The following is a 16,677-nucleotide window of genomic DNA, read 5'->3' as shown; positions in this document are numbered from 1 at the left end:
CTGCTGGCATTTTTTTAAGGGCAGGTCTTAAAAAAAATTCAGCAGAATCCTTATTTCTTTTGAAAACGCTGACAGATAAGGCTGAGCAACGCTTTTTGCGGTCCGGAATCCTCCTGTTTCCGTCTGTTTTACAGCAAAAAATGTCGAATGGAGGATGACACCGTTTGACAAAAAAAGTACAATAGTTTCGGTAAAGTTATTATTAAGTCTATCTAATCGGAAGACATGCAGTGAAGAGAACCCTTCACAAAAGGGAGGTAATCATTTGTTAAAGGATATATTCACAAAAAAGAAAAAATATGCTTCCGTGCCGTCTGAGCAGGCAAAACATGATGTTCCGGAAGGCATTATGACAAAGTGCCCGAAATGTAAAAAAATCATGCTCACAAAAGAGTTAGATAAAAACCTGCGCGTCTGCATGAACTGCGGGCACCATTTCCCGATGAATGCAAAGCAGCGCATTGAAAGCCTCCTGGATGAAGATTCATTCGAAGAATTCAACCAGGGAATGATATCTGAAAACCCGCTCGGTTTCCCGGGATATTTAGAAAAAGTCGAAAAAGACCGCGAGAAAACATCGCTGAATGAAGCGGTTGTTACCGGAAAAGGAACCATCAGCGGATTCCCTGCCGTGATCGCGATCATGGATTCGACATTCCGTATGGGCAGCATGGGATCGGTTGTCGGCGAAAAAATCACGCTGGCAATTGAAAAAGCAAAAGAGGAAAAAGTCCCATTCATCATCTTTACCGCTTCCGGCGGCGCACGTATGCAGGAAGGGGTCTTAAGCCTTATGCAGATGGCAAAGACAAGCTCTGCGCTGAAACTGTTCAGTGAGGAGCAGGGCCTGATTATTTCGGTCATGACCCACCCGACGACAGGCGGCGTATCGGCGAGTTTCGCGTCTCTCGGTGATTATAATTTCGCTGAACCGGGCGCCTTGATCGGATTTGCCGGAAGACGTATTATTGAACAGACGATCGGGGAAAAACTGCCGGAAGATTTCCAGACGGCAGAATTTTTATTAAAGCACGGCCAGCTTGATGCGGTGATTCACCGAAACGACATGAAAGACAAACTCGCATTTCTGCTGGACATGCACCAAACAGGAGGTGAGCATGAGTGGCTGCAAGATTAGAATTTGAAAAACCGGTAATTGAACTCCAGACGAAAATCGCCGAACTGAAAAAATTCACCCAGGATTCGGAGATGGATTTAAGCGCTGAAATCGCAAGGCTTGAAGACCGGCTCAGCAAGCTCCAGGATGAGATTTATAAAAACCTGAAACCGTGGGACAGAGTGCAGATCGCACGCCTTCCCGACCGGCCGACGACGCTTGATTACATTCAATACCTGTTTACTGACTTTTTTGAGTGCCACGGAGACAGAACGTACGGAGACGATGCGGCGATTGTCGGCGGAGTTGCCAAATATCACGGCATGCCGGTCACCGTTATCGGTCATCAGCGCGGAAAAGACACGAAAGAAAACCTTGTCCGCAATTTCGGGATGCCTCATCCGGAGGGCTACCGTAAAGCGCTCCGCCTCATGAAGCAGGCGGATAAGTTTAACCGCCCGATTATCTGCTTCATCGACACGAAGGGAGCGTATCCGGGCAAAGCGGCGGAAGAACGGGGACAAAGTGAAGCCATCGCCAAGAACCTGTTCGAAATGGCCGGCCTGACAGTGCCTGTCGTTTGTATCGTCATCGGGGAAGGCGGCAGCGGAGGCGCGCTTGCATTAGGTGTCGGCAACCGCATGCTGATGCTTGAGAACTCGACGTATTCCGTTATTTCTCCTGAAGGAGCCGCGTCCATTTTGTGGAAAGATTCCAGCCTTGCCAAAAAAGCGGCTGAAACCATGAAGATTACTGCGCCCGATTTATTAGAATTAGGAATTATAGATGATATGATTAAAGAAGTGAAGGGCGGAGCTCACCATGATATCAAGCAGCAGGCGGGCTACATTGACGGCATTCTTAAAGAAACATTAAAATCTCTTCTTCAATTGAACGCCGAAGAATTGATCTCACAGCGCTACGAAAAATATAAAGCAATCGGAAAAGTTTCGGTTGAGGATCAATATATCGGGGTAAACTGAATAGACGTGAAGCCTATGGCTCACGTTTATTTTTTGTGTTTTTTGTGATATTCCTTAAATTTTATTTAAAAACAATTTATTTAATTGTATAATAGGTAAGGTTTCATGGGAGCTCAGGCGTCCCTTTTCATTGTTTTAGGGCAATGATCATGATATGTTTAACATATATATGTTGCTGAGGTGAATAGGAAAATGAAGCGTATAGGAGTATTAACGAGCGGCGGGGATTCCCCGGGGATGAACGCAGCGGTGCGCGCGGTTGTGCGGAAAGCTATCTACCACGATGTAGAAGTATACGGAATTTATAACGGTTATTCAGGATTAATCAGCGGAAAAATAGAGAAACTGGAGCTGGGTTCGGTCGGCGACATCATCCATCGCGGAGGAACAAAGCTGTACACGGCCAGATGTCCTGAATTCAAAACAGTTGAAGGCCGTGAAAAAGGAATCGAAAATTTAAAGAAACTCGGCATCGAAGGTCTTGTCGTTATCGGCGGAGACGGTTCATACATGGGTGCGAAAAAATTAACGGAACACGGGTTTCCATGTGTAGGTGTACCGGGTACGATAGATAATGACATCCCGGGAACTGATTTTACGATCGGATTTGATACGGCGTTAAACACCGTAATTGATGCGATTGATAAAATCCGTGACACCGCTACGTCGCATGAGCGTACATACGTTATTGAAGTTATGGGGCGCCATGCAGGCGACATTGCTTTATGGGCAGGGCTTGCAGGCGGAGCGGAATCAATTTTAATTCCTGAAGCGGATTACGATATGGAGGAAATTATCGGCCGTTTGAAGAGAGGGCATGACCGCGGCAAAAAACACAGTATCATCATCGTTGCAGAAGGGGTAGGCAGCGGGGTTGAATTCGGAAAACGCATCGAAGAAGAGACGAACCTTGAAACACGGGTATCCGTTTTAGGGCACATCCAGCGCGGCGGATCTCCAAGCGCTTCTGACCGGGTTCTTGCAAGCCGCCTCGGCGCTTACGCGGTTGAGCTTCTGCTTGAAGGAAAAGGCGGACGCTGCGTAGGTATACAAAACAACAAGCTTGTAGACCATGATATTATAGAAATTTTAGAGACAAAACATACTGTTGAACCAAACATGTATCAGCTTTCAAAAGAACTGTCTATTTAAGACGGTAGAAGCTGAAGATTTCAGAAGGAAGTGAACGAGTTGAAAAAAACAAAAATCGTTTGTACAATCGGTCCGGCCAGTGAAAGTGTAGAAATGCTGACAAAGTTGATGGAAGCGGGTATGAACGTTGCTCGTCTGAATTTTTCACACGGTGATTTCGAAGAGCACGGCGCAAGAATCAAAAACATCAGAGAAGCAAGCAAAAAGCTCGGCAAAAACGTGGGAATTCTTCTTGATACGAAAGGCCCGGAAATCCGCACGCACGATATGGAAAACGGCGAGCTTGAGCTTCAGGCGGGAAATGAAATTATCGTTTCTACGAAACAGGTGCTGGGAACACTTGAAAAGTTCTCTGTTTCTTATGAAGGCCTGGCAGACGACGTGTCAGCAGGATCTATCATCCTGTTGGATGACGGTTTAATCGGATTGGAAGTGCTTGAATCAAATCCGGAAAAACACGAAATCAAAACAAAAATCTTAAACAGCGGCACGCTGAAAAATAAAAAAGGCGTAAACGTTCCGGGTGTCAGCGTCAACCTTCCGGGAATTACTGAAAAAGACGCCAAAGATATCGTATTCGGTATTGAGCAAGGCGTAGATTTCATCGCTGCGTCATTTGTGCGCCGTTCTACGGATGTCCTGGAAATCCGCGAACTGCTTGAAGAGCACAACGCGTCTGACATTCAAATCATCCCTAAAATCGAGAACCAGGAAGGCGTGGACAACCTGGATGCGATCCTGGAAGTTTCTGACGGCTTAATGGTAGCGCGCGGAGACCTCGGCGTTGAGATTCCGGCTGAAGAAGTGCCGCTCGTGCAAAAAGAAATGATCAAAAAATGCAACGCGCTCGGCAAACCGGTTATCACTGCGACACAAATGCTTGACAGCATGCAGCGCAACCCTCGTCCGACACGCGCTGAAGCAAGTGACGTTGCCAACGCCATTTTCGACGGCACAGATGCTATCATGCTTTCCGGTGAAACAGCTGCGGGACAATATCCTGTTGAGGCGGTTCAAACAATGTTTAACATCGCCACACGCACGGAAGAATCTCTGAACTACAAAGAAATTCTGTCTAAACGCAGAGATCAGGTCGGCATGACGATTACCGATGCGATCGGCCAATCAGTTGCGCATACGGCGATCAACCTGAATGCAGCAGCTATCGTTACGCCTACAGAAAGCGGCCATACGGCGCGTATGATCGCGAAATACCGTCCTCAGGCTCCGATTGTAGCCGTTACGGTGAACGAGTCTGTATCACGCAAACTCGGTCTTGTATTCGGTGTATTCCCAGCAAGCGGACAAAACGCAAATTCAACAGATGAAATGCTTGAAGATGCGGTACAAAAATCACTTGACAGCGGCATCGTGAAACGCGGTGATCTGATTGTCATTACAGCCGGTTCTGTCGGTGAATCAGGCACGACGAATCTGATGAAAGTCCACACTGTCGGCAGCATTGTCGCAAAAGGGCAGGGCATCGGACGCAAATCCGCTTTCGGTCCTGTCGTAGTTGCAAAAAATGCGAAAGAAGCTGAACAAAAAATGACAGACGGCGCGGTATTGGTTGTCTCAAGCACTGACCGCGACATGATCGCTTCACTTGAAAAAGCATCCGCGCTCATCACTGAAGAAGGCGGTCTGACAAGCCATGCTGCCGTGGTCGGTTTAAGCTTGGGCATTCCGGTTATCGTAGGCCTGGAGAACGCAACTTCAGTTTTAACAGAAGGACAGGTTATCACAGTTGACGCTGCCCGCGGCGCTGTGTATGAAGGCCGCGCAAGCGTTCTTTAAACAGCTTTAAAAAAGAGAGGGGATTTGCCCTTCTCTTTTGTCTTTAGGCTGATTTTCCTATTCCCATGCGGGCGGTGACACGCTTTTTAGAAGGGCAGGAGGGCAGAAAAATGAGAGTTTTATTCTTACTGTTTATCGTGTGTCCGGCGATTGAAATCGGCTTGTTTCTGCTGGCGGGAAAATGGCTCGGCGTTTTTCCGACCGTCCTTCTCATCATTTTGACAGGTGTGTTAGGCGCCTTGGTGGCAAAAAGACAGGGAACTGATGTGTATCATCGGGTGATGCGCGATCTGCAGCACGGCAAAATGCCGGGGGAAGCGCTTCTGGACGGGATATGCGTCTTTATCGGAGGCCTGCTTTTGATGCTTCCGGGTTTTTTGTCCGATATTGCAGGGGCCTGTCTTCTGATTCCGTTCACTCGGAACCGCATGAAGCCGCTTTTGTTCAAATGGCTGAGAGGAATGTCAAAAAACAAGCGGATCATTATCAAATAAAAACGGCAGCCTTTTTACAGGGCTGCTGTTTTTATTTGGACTGAACAGTAATATAGGCCCATATTTCTTTTAAAGCGCCCGTTGTGATAAATGCCTGAATGAAAACAAGCAGTGCAGGCCCCGCAGCCAGTCCTAAAATTCCGAACAGCTTAAAGCCGGCAAACAGGGCGATTAAGGTCGCAAGCGGATCAAGACCGATCGACTTGCTTAGAATTTTCGGCTCCGTCAGCTGGCGCTGAATGAGAACCACAATATATAAAATACCGAGGCCGATCGCTTGAGGAAGCTGTCCGGCAATGGCCAAATACATAATCCAAGGAACAAATACCGATCCGGCGCCGAGATACGGGAGAAGATCCACCAGTCCGATAAAAAAGGCAATGGTTGCCGCATGCTCAATCCCTAAAAGAAAAAGTCCGATAAAGACAATGATCATCGTAAAAAGGATGAGCACGGCCTGCGCCTTAATGAAACCTGCCATCGCTTTTTTCAGCTCTCCCGATACGGCCTTGGCGTTTGCCGAAACCCGTTCCGGAAGAATGGAATAAAGCAGCGCTTTCAGCTTGTGCCAGTCCTTTGTCATAAAAAAGGTGGCCAGCATTGCGAAAACGAAGACGGCTGCTGTATTGGGAAGGAAGGCAATCCATTTCGGCACCAGTTCCAAAAGATGTGAAAGCATCAGCCCCGCATTTTTAGCGGCTGTATCACCGAGCGTCTGGATATGCGTCACGATTGATGCCTGCTGATTGGTTTCCAGCCCGTTAAATAAGACGGTCAGCTCGTGGTACAATGGCTGAATGCGGGAAGTGAACAGCTCTTCGCAATATGTCATAAAGGCGCTGATATGGGGAGGGAGCGTTTTAGCCAGATAAGCGGTTCCCGAAATGATTTCCGCAACCAGAAAGGTCGCCGCGCCAAGAAGGATCAGCAAAAAGAAGACCAGGACAATGACTGTATTGACTGACCGGGGCAGACCCGTCAGTTTGTCCAGCCAGTCAACAACCGGTATGATCGCCGATGACAGAATAAGGGCGATCAGAAACGGATAAGTTAACGGGAATGAGGCGTAACCGGCCGCTAAAGCGCCGCCGGCCGCAGCGAGTACAAACAGCGCGCGGAAAAAAACAGTTGCATAGTGCGGATTCACATCGATCCTCCTCTCGGTCGGCACGTCCTATTACATTAGTTTATTCGTCAAAAAAAAGGATATGAATACAGTTATGATAAAGGATGGTGCTTTCAGGATGTTTACACAGGCGAATTTATTTTTACTATTATTGCTGGCCATCGCATTGATAGCCAAAAATCAGTCATTGCTTTTTGCCGTCGGCTTTCTTATCGTGATAAAAGCTGTCGGTCTTGACCAGAAACTGTTTCCGGTTATTCAGTCAAAAGGAATCAACTGGGGGGTTACTGTCATTACAATCGCCGTTTTAGTGCCGATTGCTACGGGTGATATCGGTTTTAAACAGCTCGGAGAAGCGATGAAATCGTATTACGCGTGGATCGCGCTCGGTGCCGGGATCGCCGTTGCCTTAATCGCCAAAAACGGTCTCACCCTATTGGAAAACGATCCTCATATTACAACGGCGCTGGTCATCGGCACGATACTTGCCGTCGCGCTTTTCGGAGGCGTCGCCGTCGGTCCGTTAATCGGCGCCGGAATCGCCTACTTGGCCATGCAAATCGTTAAAATATTCACTTCGTAAAGTAAAAAAGCGGCTGAAAGCTGCTTTTTTTTTGCGGAAAAAGATGAAAAAACCGCGTAAAATCAAGAAAATGTGCGAGAAAGAAAAAAAAATTATAGGTAAACATTTAACAAATGTCTGATTATTGTTTATAATAAGAATAGGCTTAAACTTAAATAAGCTTATAAGAATTTGTTATGTTCCTCTATAAGCATATCGGTTATGTAACCGCAACCAGTGAAATGTAAGCATTTTCTTAAAGGGGAAAGGGATTGTTTGCATGACTCATTTTAAGTAAGCCGTATGTTTTATATACTCTTTAAAGGGGAATTTTGATTGAAAAGGAGAGGTTGAATATGACAGCAACACGCGGTCTTGAAGGGGTTGTAGCAACAACATCATCTGTAAGCTCTATTATCGACGATACCCTTACATATGTAGGGTACGATATTGACGACTTGACAGAGAATGCAAGTTTTGAAGAAATCATTTATTTGCTGTGGCATCTGCGCCTGCCGAATAAAACGGAACTTGCTGAATTGAAAAAACAGCTTGCGAAAGAAGCTGCCGTTCCACAAGAAATCATTGAGCACTTCAAATCCTATCCCCTCAATAACGTACATCCAATGGCGGCGCTTCGGACAGCGATTTCATTACTCGGTCTGACTGACAGTGAAGCCGATGTCATGAATCCGGAAGCGAACTACAGAAAAGCCATCCGCCTGCAGGCGAAGGTGCCGGGCATTGTCGCCGCTTTCTCAAGAATCCGTAAAGGGCTTGATCCCGTTGAACCGAAGGAAGAGTACGGAATCGCGGAGAATTTCCTATACACTTTAAACGGTGAAGAGCCTTCTCCGATCGAAGTGGAAGCGTTTAACAAAGCGCTCATTCTTCATGCGGATCATGAGCTGAATGCATCAACATTTACGGCGAGAGTATGCGTCGCCACCTTATCCGATATTTACTCAGGCATCACAGCCGCCATCGGCGCTTTAAAAGGGCCGCTTCACGGGGGAGCCAATGAAGCCGTCATGAAAATGCTGACAGAAATCGGCGAAGTGGAAAATGCCGAGCCTTATATCCGCAGCAAAATGGAGAAAAAGGAAAAAGTAATGGGCTTTGGGCACCGCGTGTATAAGCATGGGGACCCGCGCGCCAAACATTTAAAAGAAATGAGCAAACGCCTGACGAATCTGACGGGTGAAAGCAAATGGTACGACATGTCAATCCGTGTCGAAGAAATCGTGACGTCGGAGAAAAAACTTCCGCCTAACGTTGATTTCTATTCCGCATCTGTCTACCACAGTCTCGGCATTGATCACGATCTGTTCACGCCGATCTTTGCGGTCAGCAGAATGTCAGGATGGATCGCGCACATTCTTGAGCAATACGATAACAACCGCCTCATCCGCCCGCGCGCTGAATACACGGGTCCGGATAAGCAGACTTTTGTTCCGATTGATGAAAGAGCCTGATCAAACGGGAGGCTGGTGATTTTCATGTCGTTAGCCTCTTGTTAATCAAGCCCGGGTTGGTTTACAATTTTGATAGAATCTTGAGAAAAATCATTTTATTTTTTATACAAGAAAAATAAAATGTTTTCTAAATATGAATTACATACTGGGAGGTAATATTGTGTCACAAGGTGAAAAAATTACAGTCTCTAATGGAGTATTAAACGTACCAAATAATCCGATCATCCCGTTTATTGAAGGCGACGGCACAGGCCCTGATATTTGGAATGCCGCTTCTAAAGTTTTGGAAGCCGCTGTTGAAAAAGCATATAAAGGCGAGAAAAAAATCACGTGGAAAGAAGTTTATGCCGGTGAAAAGGCTTATAATAAAACAGGTGAATGGCTCCCTGCCCAAACGCTGGAAGACATCAGAGAGTACTTCATCGCGATCAAAGGGCCTCTGACGACACCTGTCGGCGGCGGTATCCGTTCTTTGAACGTAGCGCTGAGACAGGAGCTTGATTTGTTTACGTGTCTGCGCCCTGTCAGATATTTCACAGGAGTGCCTTCTCCGGTCAAACGCCCTGAAGATACAGATATGGTCATTTTCCGCGAAAATACAGAAGATATTTACGCCGGAATTGAGTATGCGAAAGGTTCTGAAGAAGTTGAAAAGCTGATCAGCTTCCTGCAAAATGAAATGGGCGTTAACAAAATCCGTTTCCCTGAAACATCAGGAATCGGAATCAAGCCTGTTTCTGAAGAAGGAACAAGCCGCTTAGTCAGAGCCGCCATTGAGTATGCGATCGAAAACGGCCGTAAATCTGTTACACTTGTCCACAAAGGAAACATCATGAAGTTCACTGAAGGGGCATTTAAAAACTGGGGCTACGAGCTTGCTGAAAGAGAATACGGAGATAAAGTATTCACTTGGGCTGAATATGACCGCATTGTCGAAAAAGACGGGAAAGAAGCAGCTGATAAAGCGCAGAGCGAAGCGGAAGCAGCAGGGAAAATCATCGTCAAAGACAGCATCGCTGATATTTTCCTTCAGCAGATCTTAACCCGCCCGAGCGAATTCGACGTCGTGGCGACAATGAACTTAAACGGAGACTATATCTCTGATGCGCTTGCCGCTCAGGTAGGCGGAATCGGAATCGCGCCGGGAGCGAACATCAACTATGAAACAGGGCATGCGATTTTCGAAGCGACTCACGGAACGGCTCCTAAATATGCCGGCCTTGACAAGGTCAACCCGTCATCCGTCATCCTTTCAGGAGTGCTTCTTCTTGAACACCTGAACTGGAATGAGGCTGCTGACTTGATCATTAAATCTATGGAAAAAACGATTGCTTCAAAAGTAGTAACGTACGATTTTGCTAGATTAATGGACGGTGCAACCGAAGTGAAATGTTCAGAGTTCGGTGAAGAGCTCATCAAAAACATGGACTGAACCTAAAGCAGACTTCTAATGAAGCCAAAAAAAGGAGAAGAGAATCATGGGAAAAACACGCAGTAAAGTTTCTGTTATCGGAGCAGGATTTACGGGAGCGACAACAGCCTTTCTTACAGCTCAAAAAGAGCTTGCGGATGTTGTGCTCGTTGATATTCCGCAATTAGAAAACCCGACAAAAGGAAAAGCGCTTGACATGCTCGAAGCAAGTCCGGTTCAAGGATTTGACGCGAAAATCACAGGTACGTCCAACTACGAGGACACAGCCGGTTCTGATATCGTCGTTATCACTGCCGGAATTGCCAGAAAACCAGGCATGAGCCGTGATGATCTCGTATCTACAAACGAAAAAATCATGAGAAGCGTCACACGTGAAATCGTGAAATATTCTCCTGACTGCATCATCGTTGTATTAACAAACCCTGTTGATGCGATGACATATGCGGTGTACAAAGAATCAGGCTTCCCGAAAGAGCGCGTCATCGGCCAATCCGGAGTGCTTGACACTGCGCGATTCAGAACGTTCGTCGCTGAAGAATTAAACCTGTCAGTAAAAGATGTGACCGGCTTTGTTCTTGGCGGACACGGTGACGACATGGTTCCGCTCGTCCGTTATTCCTATGCGGGCGGCATTCCGCTTGAAACGCTTATCCCGAAAGACCGTCTTGATGCGATTGTAGAACGCACAAGAAAAGGCGGCGGGGAAATCGTCAACCTTCTCGGAAACGGAAGCGCCTACTACGCGCCTGCTGCATCACTGACTGAAATGGTAGAAGCCATTTTGAAAGATCAGCGCCGCGTGCTTCCGACCATCGCTTACTTAGAAGGCGAATACGGTCATGAAGGCATTTACTTAGGCGTACCGACGATTATCGGAGGAAACGGCCTAGAGCAAATCATCGAGCTTGAACTGACAGACTATGAAAAAGCGCAGCTGAGTAAATCAGTTGAATCTGTCAAAAACGTGATGAAAGTATTGTCATAAGAAAAAAGGGAAGGCTTCCGAATCAGAAGCCTTCCTCTTTTTACAATTAATGAAAGCGTTTTCTTTTTCCCTGAACGATCCTTTCTCTGAAAATGATCAAAAAGGCGAATTGTCTGAACGGGCAGTATTGGATAAAATGAAATCATAAAGTGATATGCAACACATAAAATAGAGAAAATTGGATGTCGGGGAAAATAGACAGCGGAGGGCGCAGCATGAACAAAAAAATTTTAGTTGTAGATGATGAACAATCTATCGTTACTCTTTTACAGTATAATCTGGAAAGGTCCGGCTATGATGTCATTACCGCATCAGACGGAGAAGAGGCTCTGGAACAGGCAGAGAAAGAAAATCCGGATTTAATCGTATTGGATGTCATGCTGCCGAAAGTGGACGGAATCGACGTCTGTAAACAGCTCAGACAGCAGAAAATGATGGTTCCGATCTTGATGCTGACAGCAAAAGATGAGGAGTTTGATAAGGTGCTGGGACTTGAGCTCGGAGCGGATGATTACATGACAAAGCCATTCAGTCCGCGGGAAGTCACTGCGCGGGTAAAAGCCATTTTAAGAAGGGCTGACATTTCTTCACTGTCACAAGGCAGAGAAGAGGAAAAGGACGGGAAGATCCTCATCGGCGAGCTGAAAATTCTTCCGGAGCATTACGAAGCGTACTTCAAGTCAGAACAGCTGGAATTGACGCCTAAAGAATTTGAACTGCTTCTGTATTTAGGAAAACACAAGGGAAGAGTGCTGACGAGGGATCTTCTGCTGAGCGCGGTCTGGAACTATGATTTTGCCGGGGATACCCGGATTGTCGACGTTCATATCAGCCATTTGCGCGACAAAATCGAATCAAATACCAAAAAACCCATTTATATTAAAACAATCAGAGGTTTGGGGTATAAACTGGAGGAGCCAAAAATGAATGAATAAAGTCCGTGTGCGTCTGTTCGCTTTACTCGTTGTATGTATCATATTGGTTTTCAGTGTTCTCGGCCTTTTTCTACAGCAGCTTATTTCTTCATCTGCTAAAGAAAGAACGGCGGATCAGCTAAAAAAGGAAGCGGTATACATAGCGGGCCTTCTTGACACCGGCCGAATCGGCAATAAAAGCAATGACACGGTGATTCACGACGCCGGCCGCACCCTCGGTATAAACGTCTCCGTGCTTAATGAGAAGGGTGACACCGTATATCATTCCGGCAGTCATGCCGATGATTCAGCCGTAAAGGAGTTCATGTCTCACAATAAAAATGAGGCGGCCATACAGGCGGGAAGCAAAGTGATCCGTGGGACTGCCGTGAAAAATGACACCGGGCAAACGGCGGGATATGTAGTCGTTTCTTCGGAGATCAACGGCGGTTCAAGCATCACCGGAGAAATGTGGGGCATGCTGGCGGCAAGTCTTTGTACCGCTTTTATCATTATCGTTTTCTTTTATACAAACATGACGTCCCGTTACAAAAAATCAATCGACGCCGCGACAAAAGTGGCGACGGAGCTGTCCAAAGGGAATTATGACGCCCGCTCCTACAGCGGTTACGCAAGGCGGTCGGACCGTCTCGGGCGTGCGATGAACAGTCTGGCGGTCGATCTGATGGAAATGACGAGAACGCAGGATATGCAGCGCGACCGTCTGTTAACCGTCATTGAAAATATCGGTTCCGGTTTGATTTTAATAGACGGAAGAGGCTTTATTAATCTCGTGAACCGGTCGTACACGAAGCAGTTTCATACAAAGCCTGAACGTCTGCTTCGCCGCCTTTATCATGATGCGTTTGAGCATGAGGAAATCATTCGGCTTGTCGAAGATATATTTATGACGGAGACGAAAAAATGCCAGCTGCTCAGACTGCCCATCAACATTGAACGGCGGTACTTTGAAGTTGACGGCGTTCCGATCATGGGTCCTGATGATGAATGGAAGGGCATCGTTCTCGTCTTTCACGATATGACGGAAATTAAAAAATTGGAGCAGATAAGAAAGGACTTCGTCGCCAATGTCTCCCATGAACTGAAAACGCCGATCACCTCCATTAAAGGCTTTACGGAAACGCTGTTAGACGGGGCAATGAAAGACGATAAGGCGCTTTCAGACTTTCTTTCTATCATTCTGAAAGAAAGTGAACGGCTCCAATCGCTCGTGCAGGATTTATTGGATTTATCCAAAATGGAACAGCAAAACTTTACGATGCGTGTAGAATCCTTTGACGCCGCAAAAATTCTGCATGAAATTGAAGCGCTTTTGCAGCATAAGGCTGCGGAAAAAGGCATCAGCTTTCAGCTCGACCTCCCGGAAGAGCCGATTTTTGTGACGGGTGATGCGCACAGGCTGAAGCAGGTATTTCTGAATTTGGCGAACAATGCTTTAACCTATACCCCTGAAAAAGGGACGGTGGGAATTTCGGTAAACGTGAAAGAAACCGTTGTCGATATCAAAGTGTCCGATACGGGAATCGGCATTCAGAAGGAAGAGATTCCGCGGATATTTGAGAGATTCTACCGTGTGGATAAAGACAGAAGCCGCAACTCTGGCGGAACGGGGCTCGGCCTCGCCATCGTGAAGCACTTAATAGAAGCCCATGAAGGCCATATCGAGGTCACAAGCGAGCCGGGACAGGGGACTGTGTTTACCGTGACGCTGAAGCGGCCGCCGGAAGCGTGATCAGCTTTACAAAGGATTAACATTTTCTTCATGACCTGTTAAACCTATCTTGTTAGGATGTAACAGAACCCCTTCATCCAAGGAGCCAATTTTGACGGCGGGAACGTGTTTCCTTGTTCCCGTCCTTTTTTGCGTTTTCTCGGGGTTCGCTCATTTTCCTTTCAAATTGAACTTTGTTAAAATAAGAGAAGCTGTGAGATTAAAACCAGAGGAATCACGAGCTTTTGCTCTTAGGAGGATATTGAATGACGGAACGAAAAAAATTAGTGCTTGTCGACGGAAACAGTCTGGCGTACCGGGCGTTTTTTGCATTGCCGCTTTTAAGCAATGAAAAAGGCATTCATACAAATGCCGTATACGGCTTTGCTATGATTTTAATGAAAATGCTGGAGGATGAAAAACCGACCCACATGCTGGTGGCTTTTGACGCGGGAAAAACGACTTTCCGCCACAGCACGTTTAAAGAATATAAAGGCGGAAGACAAAAAACGCCGCCGGAGCTTTCAGAACAGATGCCGTTCATCCGCGAGCTCCTTGATGCATACAACATCAGCCGCTATGAGCTTCCTGAATACGAAGCGGATGATATTATCGGCACGCTTGCCGTATCTGCTGAAAAAGACGGCTTCGAAGTAAAGGTATTTTCCGGAGACAAAGACTTAACGCAGCTTGCCACCGGAAAAACGACCGTTGCCATTACGAGAAAAGGCATTACCGACGTGGAAGATTACACGCCGGAGCACGTCGAAGAAAAGTATGGTCTGACACCTCTGCAAATTATTGATATGAAGGGATTAATGGGGGATTCATCCGATAACATACCGGGCGTTCCCGGCGTGGGAGAAAAAACCGCGATTAAGCTCTTAAAGCAGTTCCATTCCGTTGAGAAACTGCTTGATTCAATTGATGAAGTCAGCGGAAAAAAATTAAAAGAAAAGCTCGGGGAATATAAAGAACAAGCCTTGATGAGCAAAGAGCTGGCGACGATTATGACAAATGCGCCGATTGAAGTCAAGCTCGAAGATTTAGATTATCAAGGGTTTGACCGTGAACAAGTTGTCGCCATATTTAAAGACCTCGGTTTTAACACGCTTCTTGAACGGCTCGGTGAAGAAAGCGGAGAAACTGCGGAAGAAGACTTTGAGGACATCGATGTTGAAACGGTTGAAGAAATCACCGAAGACATGCTCGTTTCGCCGTCCGCTTTAGTCGTCGAACAAATCGGTGATAACTATCATGAAGAACCGATTCTCGGCTTTTCCATCGTGAATGAAACAGGCCTTTATTATATTCCGAAAGAAACAGCCATTCAGTCCGAAGCGTTTAAATCCTGGGCTGAAGATGAGTCGAAGAAAAAGTGGGTGTTTGACAGTAAACGCTCCGTCGTCGCTCTGCGCTGGCAGGGAATTGAGCTGAAGGGAACGGAATTTGACGCGCTTCTCGCGGCCTACATTATTAACCCGGGCAATTCGTACGACGATGTCGCGAGCGTTGCGAAAGAATACGGGCTGAATATCGTTTCCAAAGACGAAGCGGTTTACGGAAAGGGCGCAAAGCACGCCGTTCCGGCTGAAAAAGAGCTTGCCGACCATCTCGCGCGAAAAGCGGCTGCCGTTAACAGCCTCCGGGATAAGCTGCTGCACGCGCTCAAAGAAAATAATCAGCTTGAACTGTATGAAGATCTCGAACTCCCGCTTGCGCTGATTCTCGGAGAAATGGAATCTATGGGCGTTAAAGTGGATGTTGAAAGACTGAAGCGAATGGGTGAAGAGCTCCGCGCGAAACTGAAAGAATATGAAGAAAAAATCCATGACATCGCCGGTGAACCGTTTAACATCAATTCACCAAAACAGCTCGGCGTCATTTTGTTTGACAAGCTCGGCCTGCCGGTAGTGAAGAAAACAAAAACAGGCTATTCCACTTCAGCCGATGTGCTGGAGAAGCTTGCCGACAAACATGATATCGTCGCTTATATTCTGCAATACAGACAAATCGGCAAACTTCAATCGACCTATATAGAAGGGCTGCTGAAAGTCACGCGCAAGGATTCTCATAAGGTGCATACACGATTCAATCAGGCATTGACTCAAACCGGGCGCCTCAGCTCAACGGATCCGAACCTGCAAAACATTCCGATCCGGCTGGAGGAAGGGCGCAAAATCCGTCAGGCTTTCGTTCCGTCAGAACCGGACTGGCTTATTTTTGCCGCCGACTACTCACAAATTGAATTGAGGGTGCTTGCGCACATTTCTAAAGATGAAAATCTGATTGAGGCGTTTACGAATGACATGGATATTCATACAAAAACCGCAATGGATGTGTTTCATGTCAGTGAAGATGAAGTGACACAAGCGATGCGCCGCCAGGCAAAGGCTGTCAATTTCGGCATCGTTTACGGCATCAGTGATTACGGTCTGTCGCAAAACCTCGGCATTACCCGGAAAGAAGCGGGCGCTTTTATTGACCGCTACCTGGAGAGCTTCCCGGGTGTCAAGGCGTATATGGAAGAATCGGTGCAGGAAGCGAAGCAAAAAGGATATGTTACGACACTCATGCAGCGCCGCCGTTATATCCCTGAGCTGACCAGCCGCAACTTCAACCTGCGGAGCTTTGCGGAACGCACGGCCATGAATACGCCGATTCAGGGCAGCGCCGCCGATATTATTAAAAAAGCCATGATTGATATGGCAGCTGAGCTGAAAGAGAAAAATCTGAAGGCAAGACTGCTGCTGCAGGTGCACGATGAATTGATTTTTGAAGCGCCTAAGGAAGAAATTAAAATATTAGAGAAGCTGGTTCCTGAAGTGATGGAACATGCTTTGGATTTAGACGTGCCGTTAAAGGCGGATTATGCTTCAGGCCCGTCTTGGTACGATGCAAAATAAAC

Annotated in this window: 13 protein-coding genes; 12 read left to right on the top strand and 1 reads right to left on the bottom strand. The window is 46.8% G+C overall.

Going from position 1 to position 16,677, the window contains the following annotated elements; translation table 11 throughout:
• The first annotated feature begins 265 nt into the window (after positions 1-265).
• The 5 genes from accD to MHH91_RS14570 all read left to right on the top strand — a co-directional run bounded on the left by accD (position 266) and on the right by MHH91_RS14570 (position 5,543).
• On the top strand, positions 266-1,138 hold the full coding sequence (gene accD / locus MHH91_RS14590; protein ID WP_013353162.1) for an acetyl-CoA carboxylase, carboxyltransferase subunit beta: 873 nt from the start codon (positions 266-268) through the stop codon (positions 1,136-1,138).
• Positions 1,123-2,100 (top strand): acetyl-CoA carboxylase carboxyl transferase subunit alpha, encoded by a 978-nt coding sequence (gene accA / locus MHH91_RS14585; protein WP_007408067.1) that lies wholly within the window; start codon positions 1,123-1,125, stop codon positions 2,098-2,100. Before accD ends, accA begins: the two co-directional genes overlap by 16 nt.
• Before the next feature lie 192 nt (positions 2,101-2,292).
• Positions 2,293-3,252 (top strand): 6-phosphofructokinase, encoded by a 960-nt coding sequence (gene pfkA, locus MHH91_RS14580; protein WP_013353161.1) that lies wholly within the window; start codon positions 2,293-2,295, stop codon positions 3,250-3,252.
• Positions 3,253-3,291: 39 nt separating this feature from the next.
• Complete coding sequence (gene pyk / locus MHH91_RS14575; RefSeq protein ID WP_013353160.1) at positions 3,292-5,049, top strand: pyruvate kinase; 1,758 nt, start codon at positions 3,292-3,294, stop codon at positions 5,047-5,049.
• A 110-nt stretch (positions 5,050-5,159) separates the two neighbouring features.
• Complete coding sequence (locus MHH91_RS14570; RefSeq protein ID WP_013353159.1) at positions 5,160-5,543, top strand: FxsA family protein; 384 nt, start codon at positions 5,160-5,162, stop codon at positions 5,541-5,543.
• 31 nt (positions 5,544-5,574) lie between these two features.
• Here the strand turns inward: MHH91_RS14570 and ytvI are convergent, their stop codons facing one another.
• The gene (gene ytvI, locus MHH91_RS14565) at positions 5,575-6,690 is read right to left on the bottom strand and encodes a sporulation integral membrane protein YtvI (protein WP_013353158.1); all 1,116 of its coding nucleotides are present in this window, start codon (positions 6,688-6,690) and stop codon (positions 5,575-5,577) included.
• 97 nt (positions 6,691-6,787) lie between these two features.
• Here ytvI and MHH91_RS14560 point away from each other — a divergent pair, with 97 nt between their 5' ends.
• From MHH91_RS14560 to polA, 7 genes are all read left to right on the top strand, one after another.
• On the top strand, positions 6,788-7,252 hold the full coding sequence (locus MHH91_RS14560) for a DUF441 domain-containing protein (RefSeq protein WP_007408072.1): 465 nt from the start codon (positions 6,788-6,790) through the stop codon (positions 7,250-7,252).
• A 335-nt stretch (positions 7,253-7,587) separates the two neighbouring features.
• A complete protein-coding gene (gene citZ, locus MHH91_RS14555) occupies positions 7,588-8,706 on the top strand; it encodes a citrate synthase (protein ID WP_013353157.1) in 1,119 nt (372 codons plus the stop codon).
• 160 nt (positions 8,707-8,866) lie between these two features.
• The gene (gene icd, locus MHH91_RS14550) at positions 8,867-10,138 is read left to right on the top strand and encodes an NADP-dependent isocitrate dehydrogenase (protein WP_013353156.1); all 1,272 of its coding nucleotides are present in this window, start codon (positions 8,867-8,869) and stop codon (positions 10,136-10,138) included.
• 46 nt (positions 10,139-10,184) lie between these two features.
• Positions 10,185-11,123, top strand: coding sequence for a malate dehydrogenase (gene mdh, locus MHH91_RS14545; protein WP_003152455.1), 939 nt, complete (start codon positions 10,185-10,187; stop codon positions 11,121-11,123).
• A 215-nt stretch (positions 11,124-11,338) separates the two neighbouring features.
• Positions 11,339-12,058, top strand: coding sequence for a response regulator transcription factor (locus tag MHH91_RS14540; RefSeq protein ID WP_013353155.1), 720 nt, complete (start codon positions 11,339-11,341; stop codon positions 12,056-12,058).
• Complete coding sequence (gene pnpS, locus MHH91_RS14535) at positions 12,051-13,790, top strand: two-component system histidine kinase PnpS (RefSeq protein WP_014470813.1); 1,740 nt, start codon at positions 12,051-12,053, stop codon at positions 13,788-13,790. The genes MHH91_RS14540 and pnpS overlap by 8 nt, the downstream gene beginning before the upstream one ends.
• Before the next feature lie 245 nt (positions 13,791-14,035).
• Positions 14,036-16,675, top strand: coding sequence for a DNA polymerase I (polA, locus tag MHH91_RS14530; RefSeq protein ID WP_013353153.1), 2,640 nt, complete (start codon positions 14,036-14,038; stop codon positions 16,673-16,675).
• Positions 16,676-16,677: the final 2 nt, after the last annotated feature.

The organism is Bacillus sp. FSL K6-2819, from assembly GCF_038008305.1.
Taxonomy (GTDB): Bacteria; Bacillota; Bacilli; order Bacillales; family Bacillaceae; genus Bacillus; species Bacillus amyloliquefaciens.
Note: the sequence above shows the minus strand (reverse complement) of the source record. Positions and strands in the feature narration are given on the sequence as shown.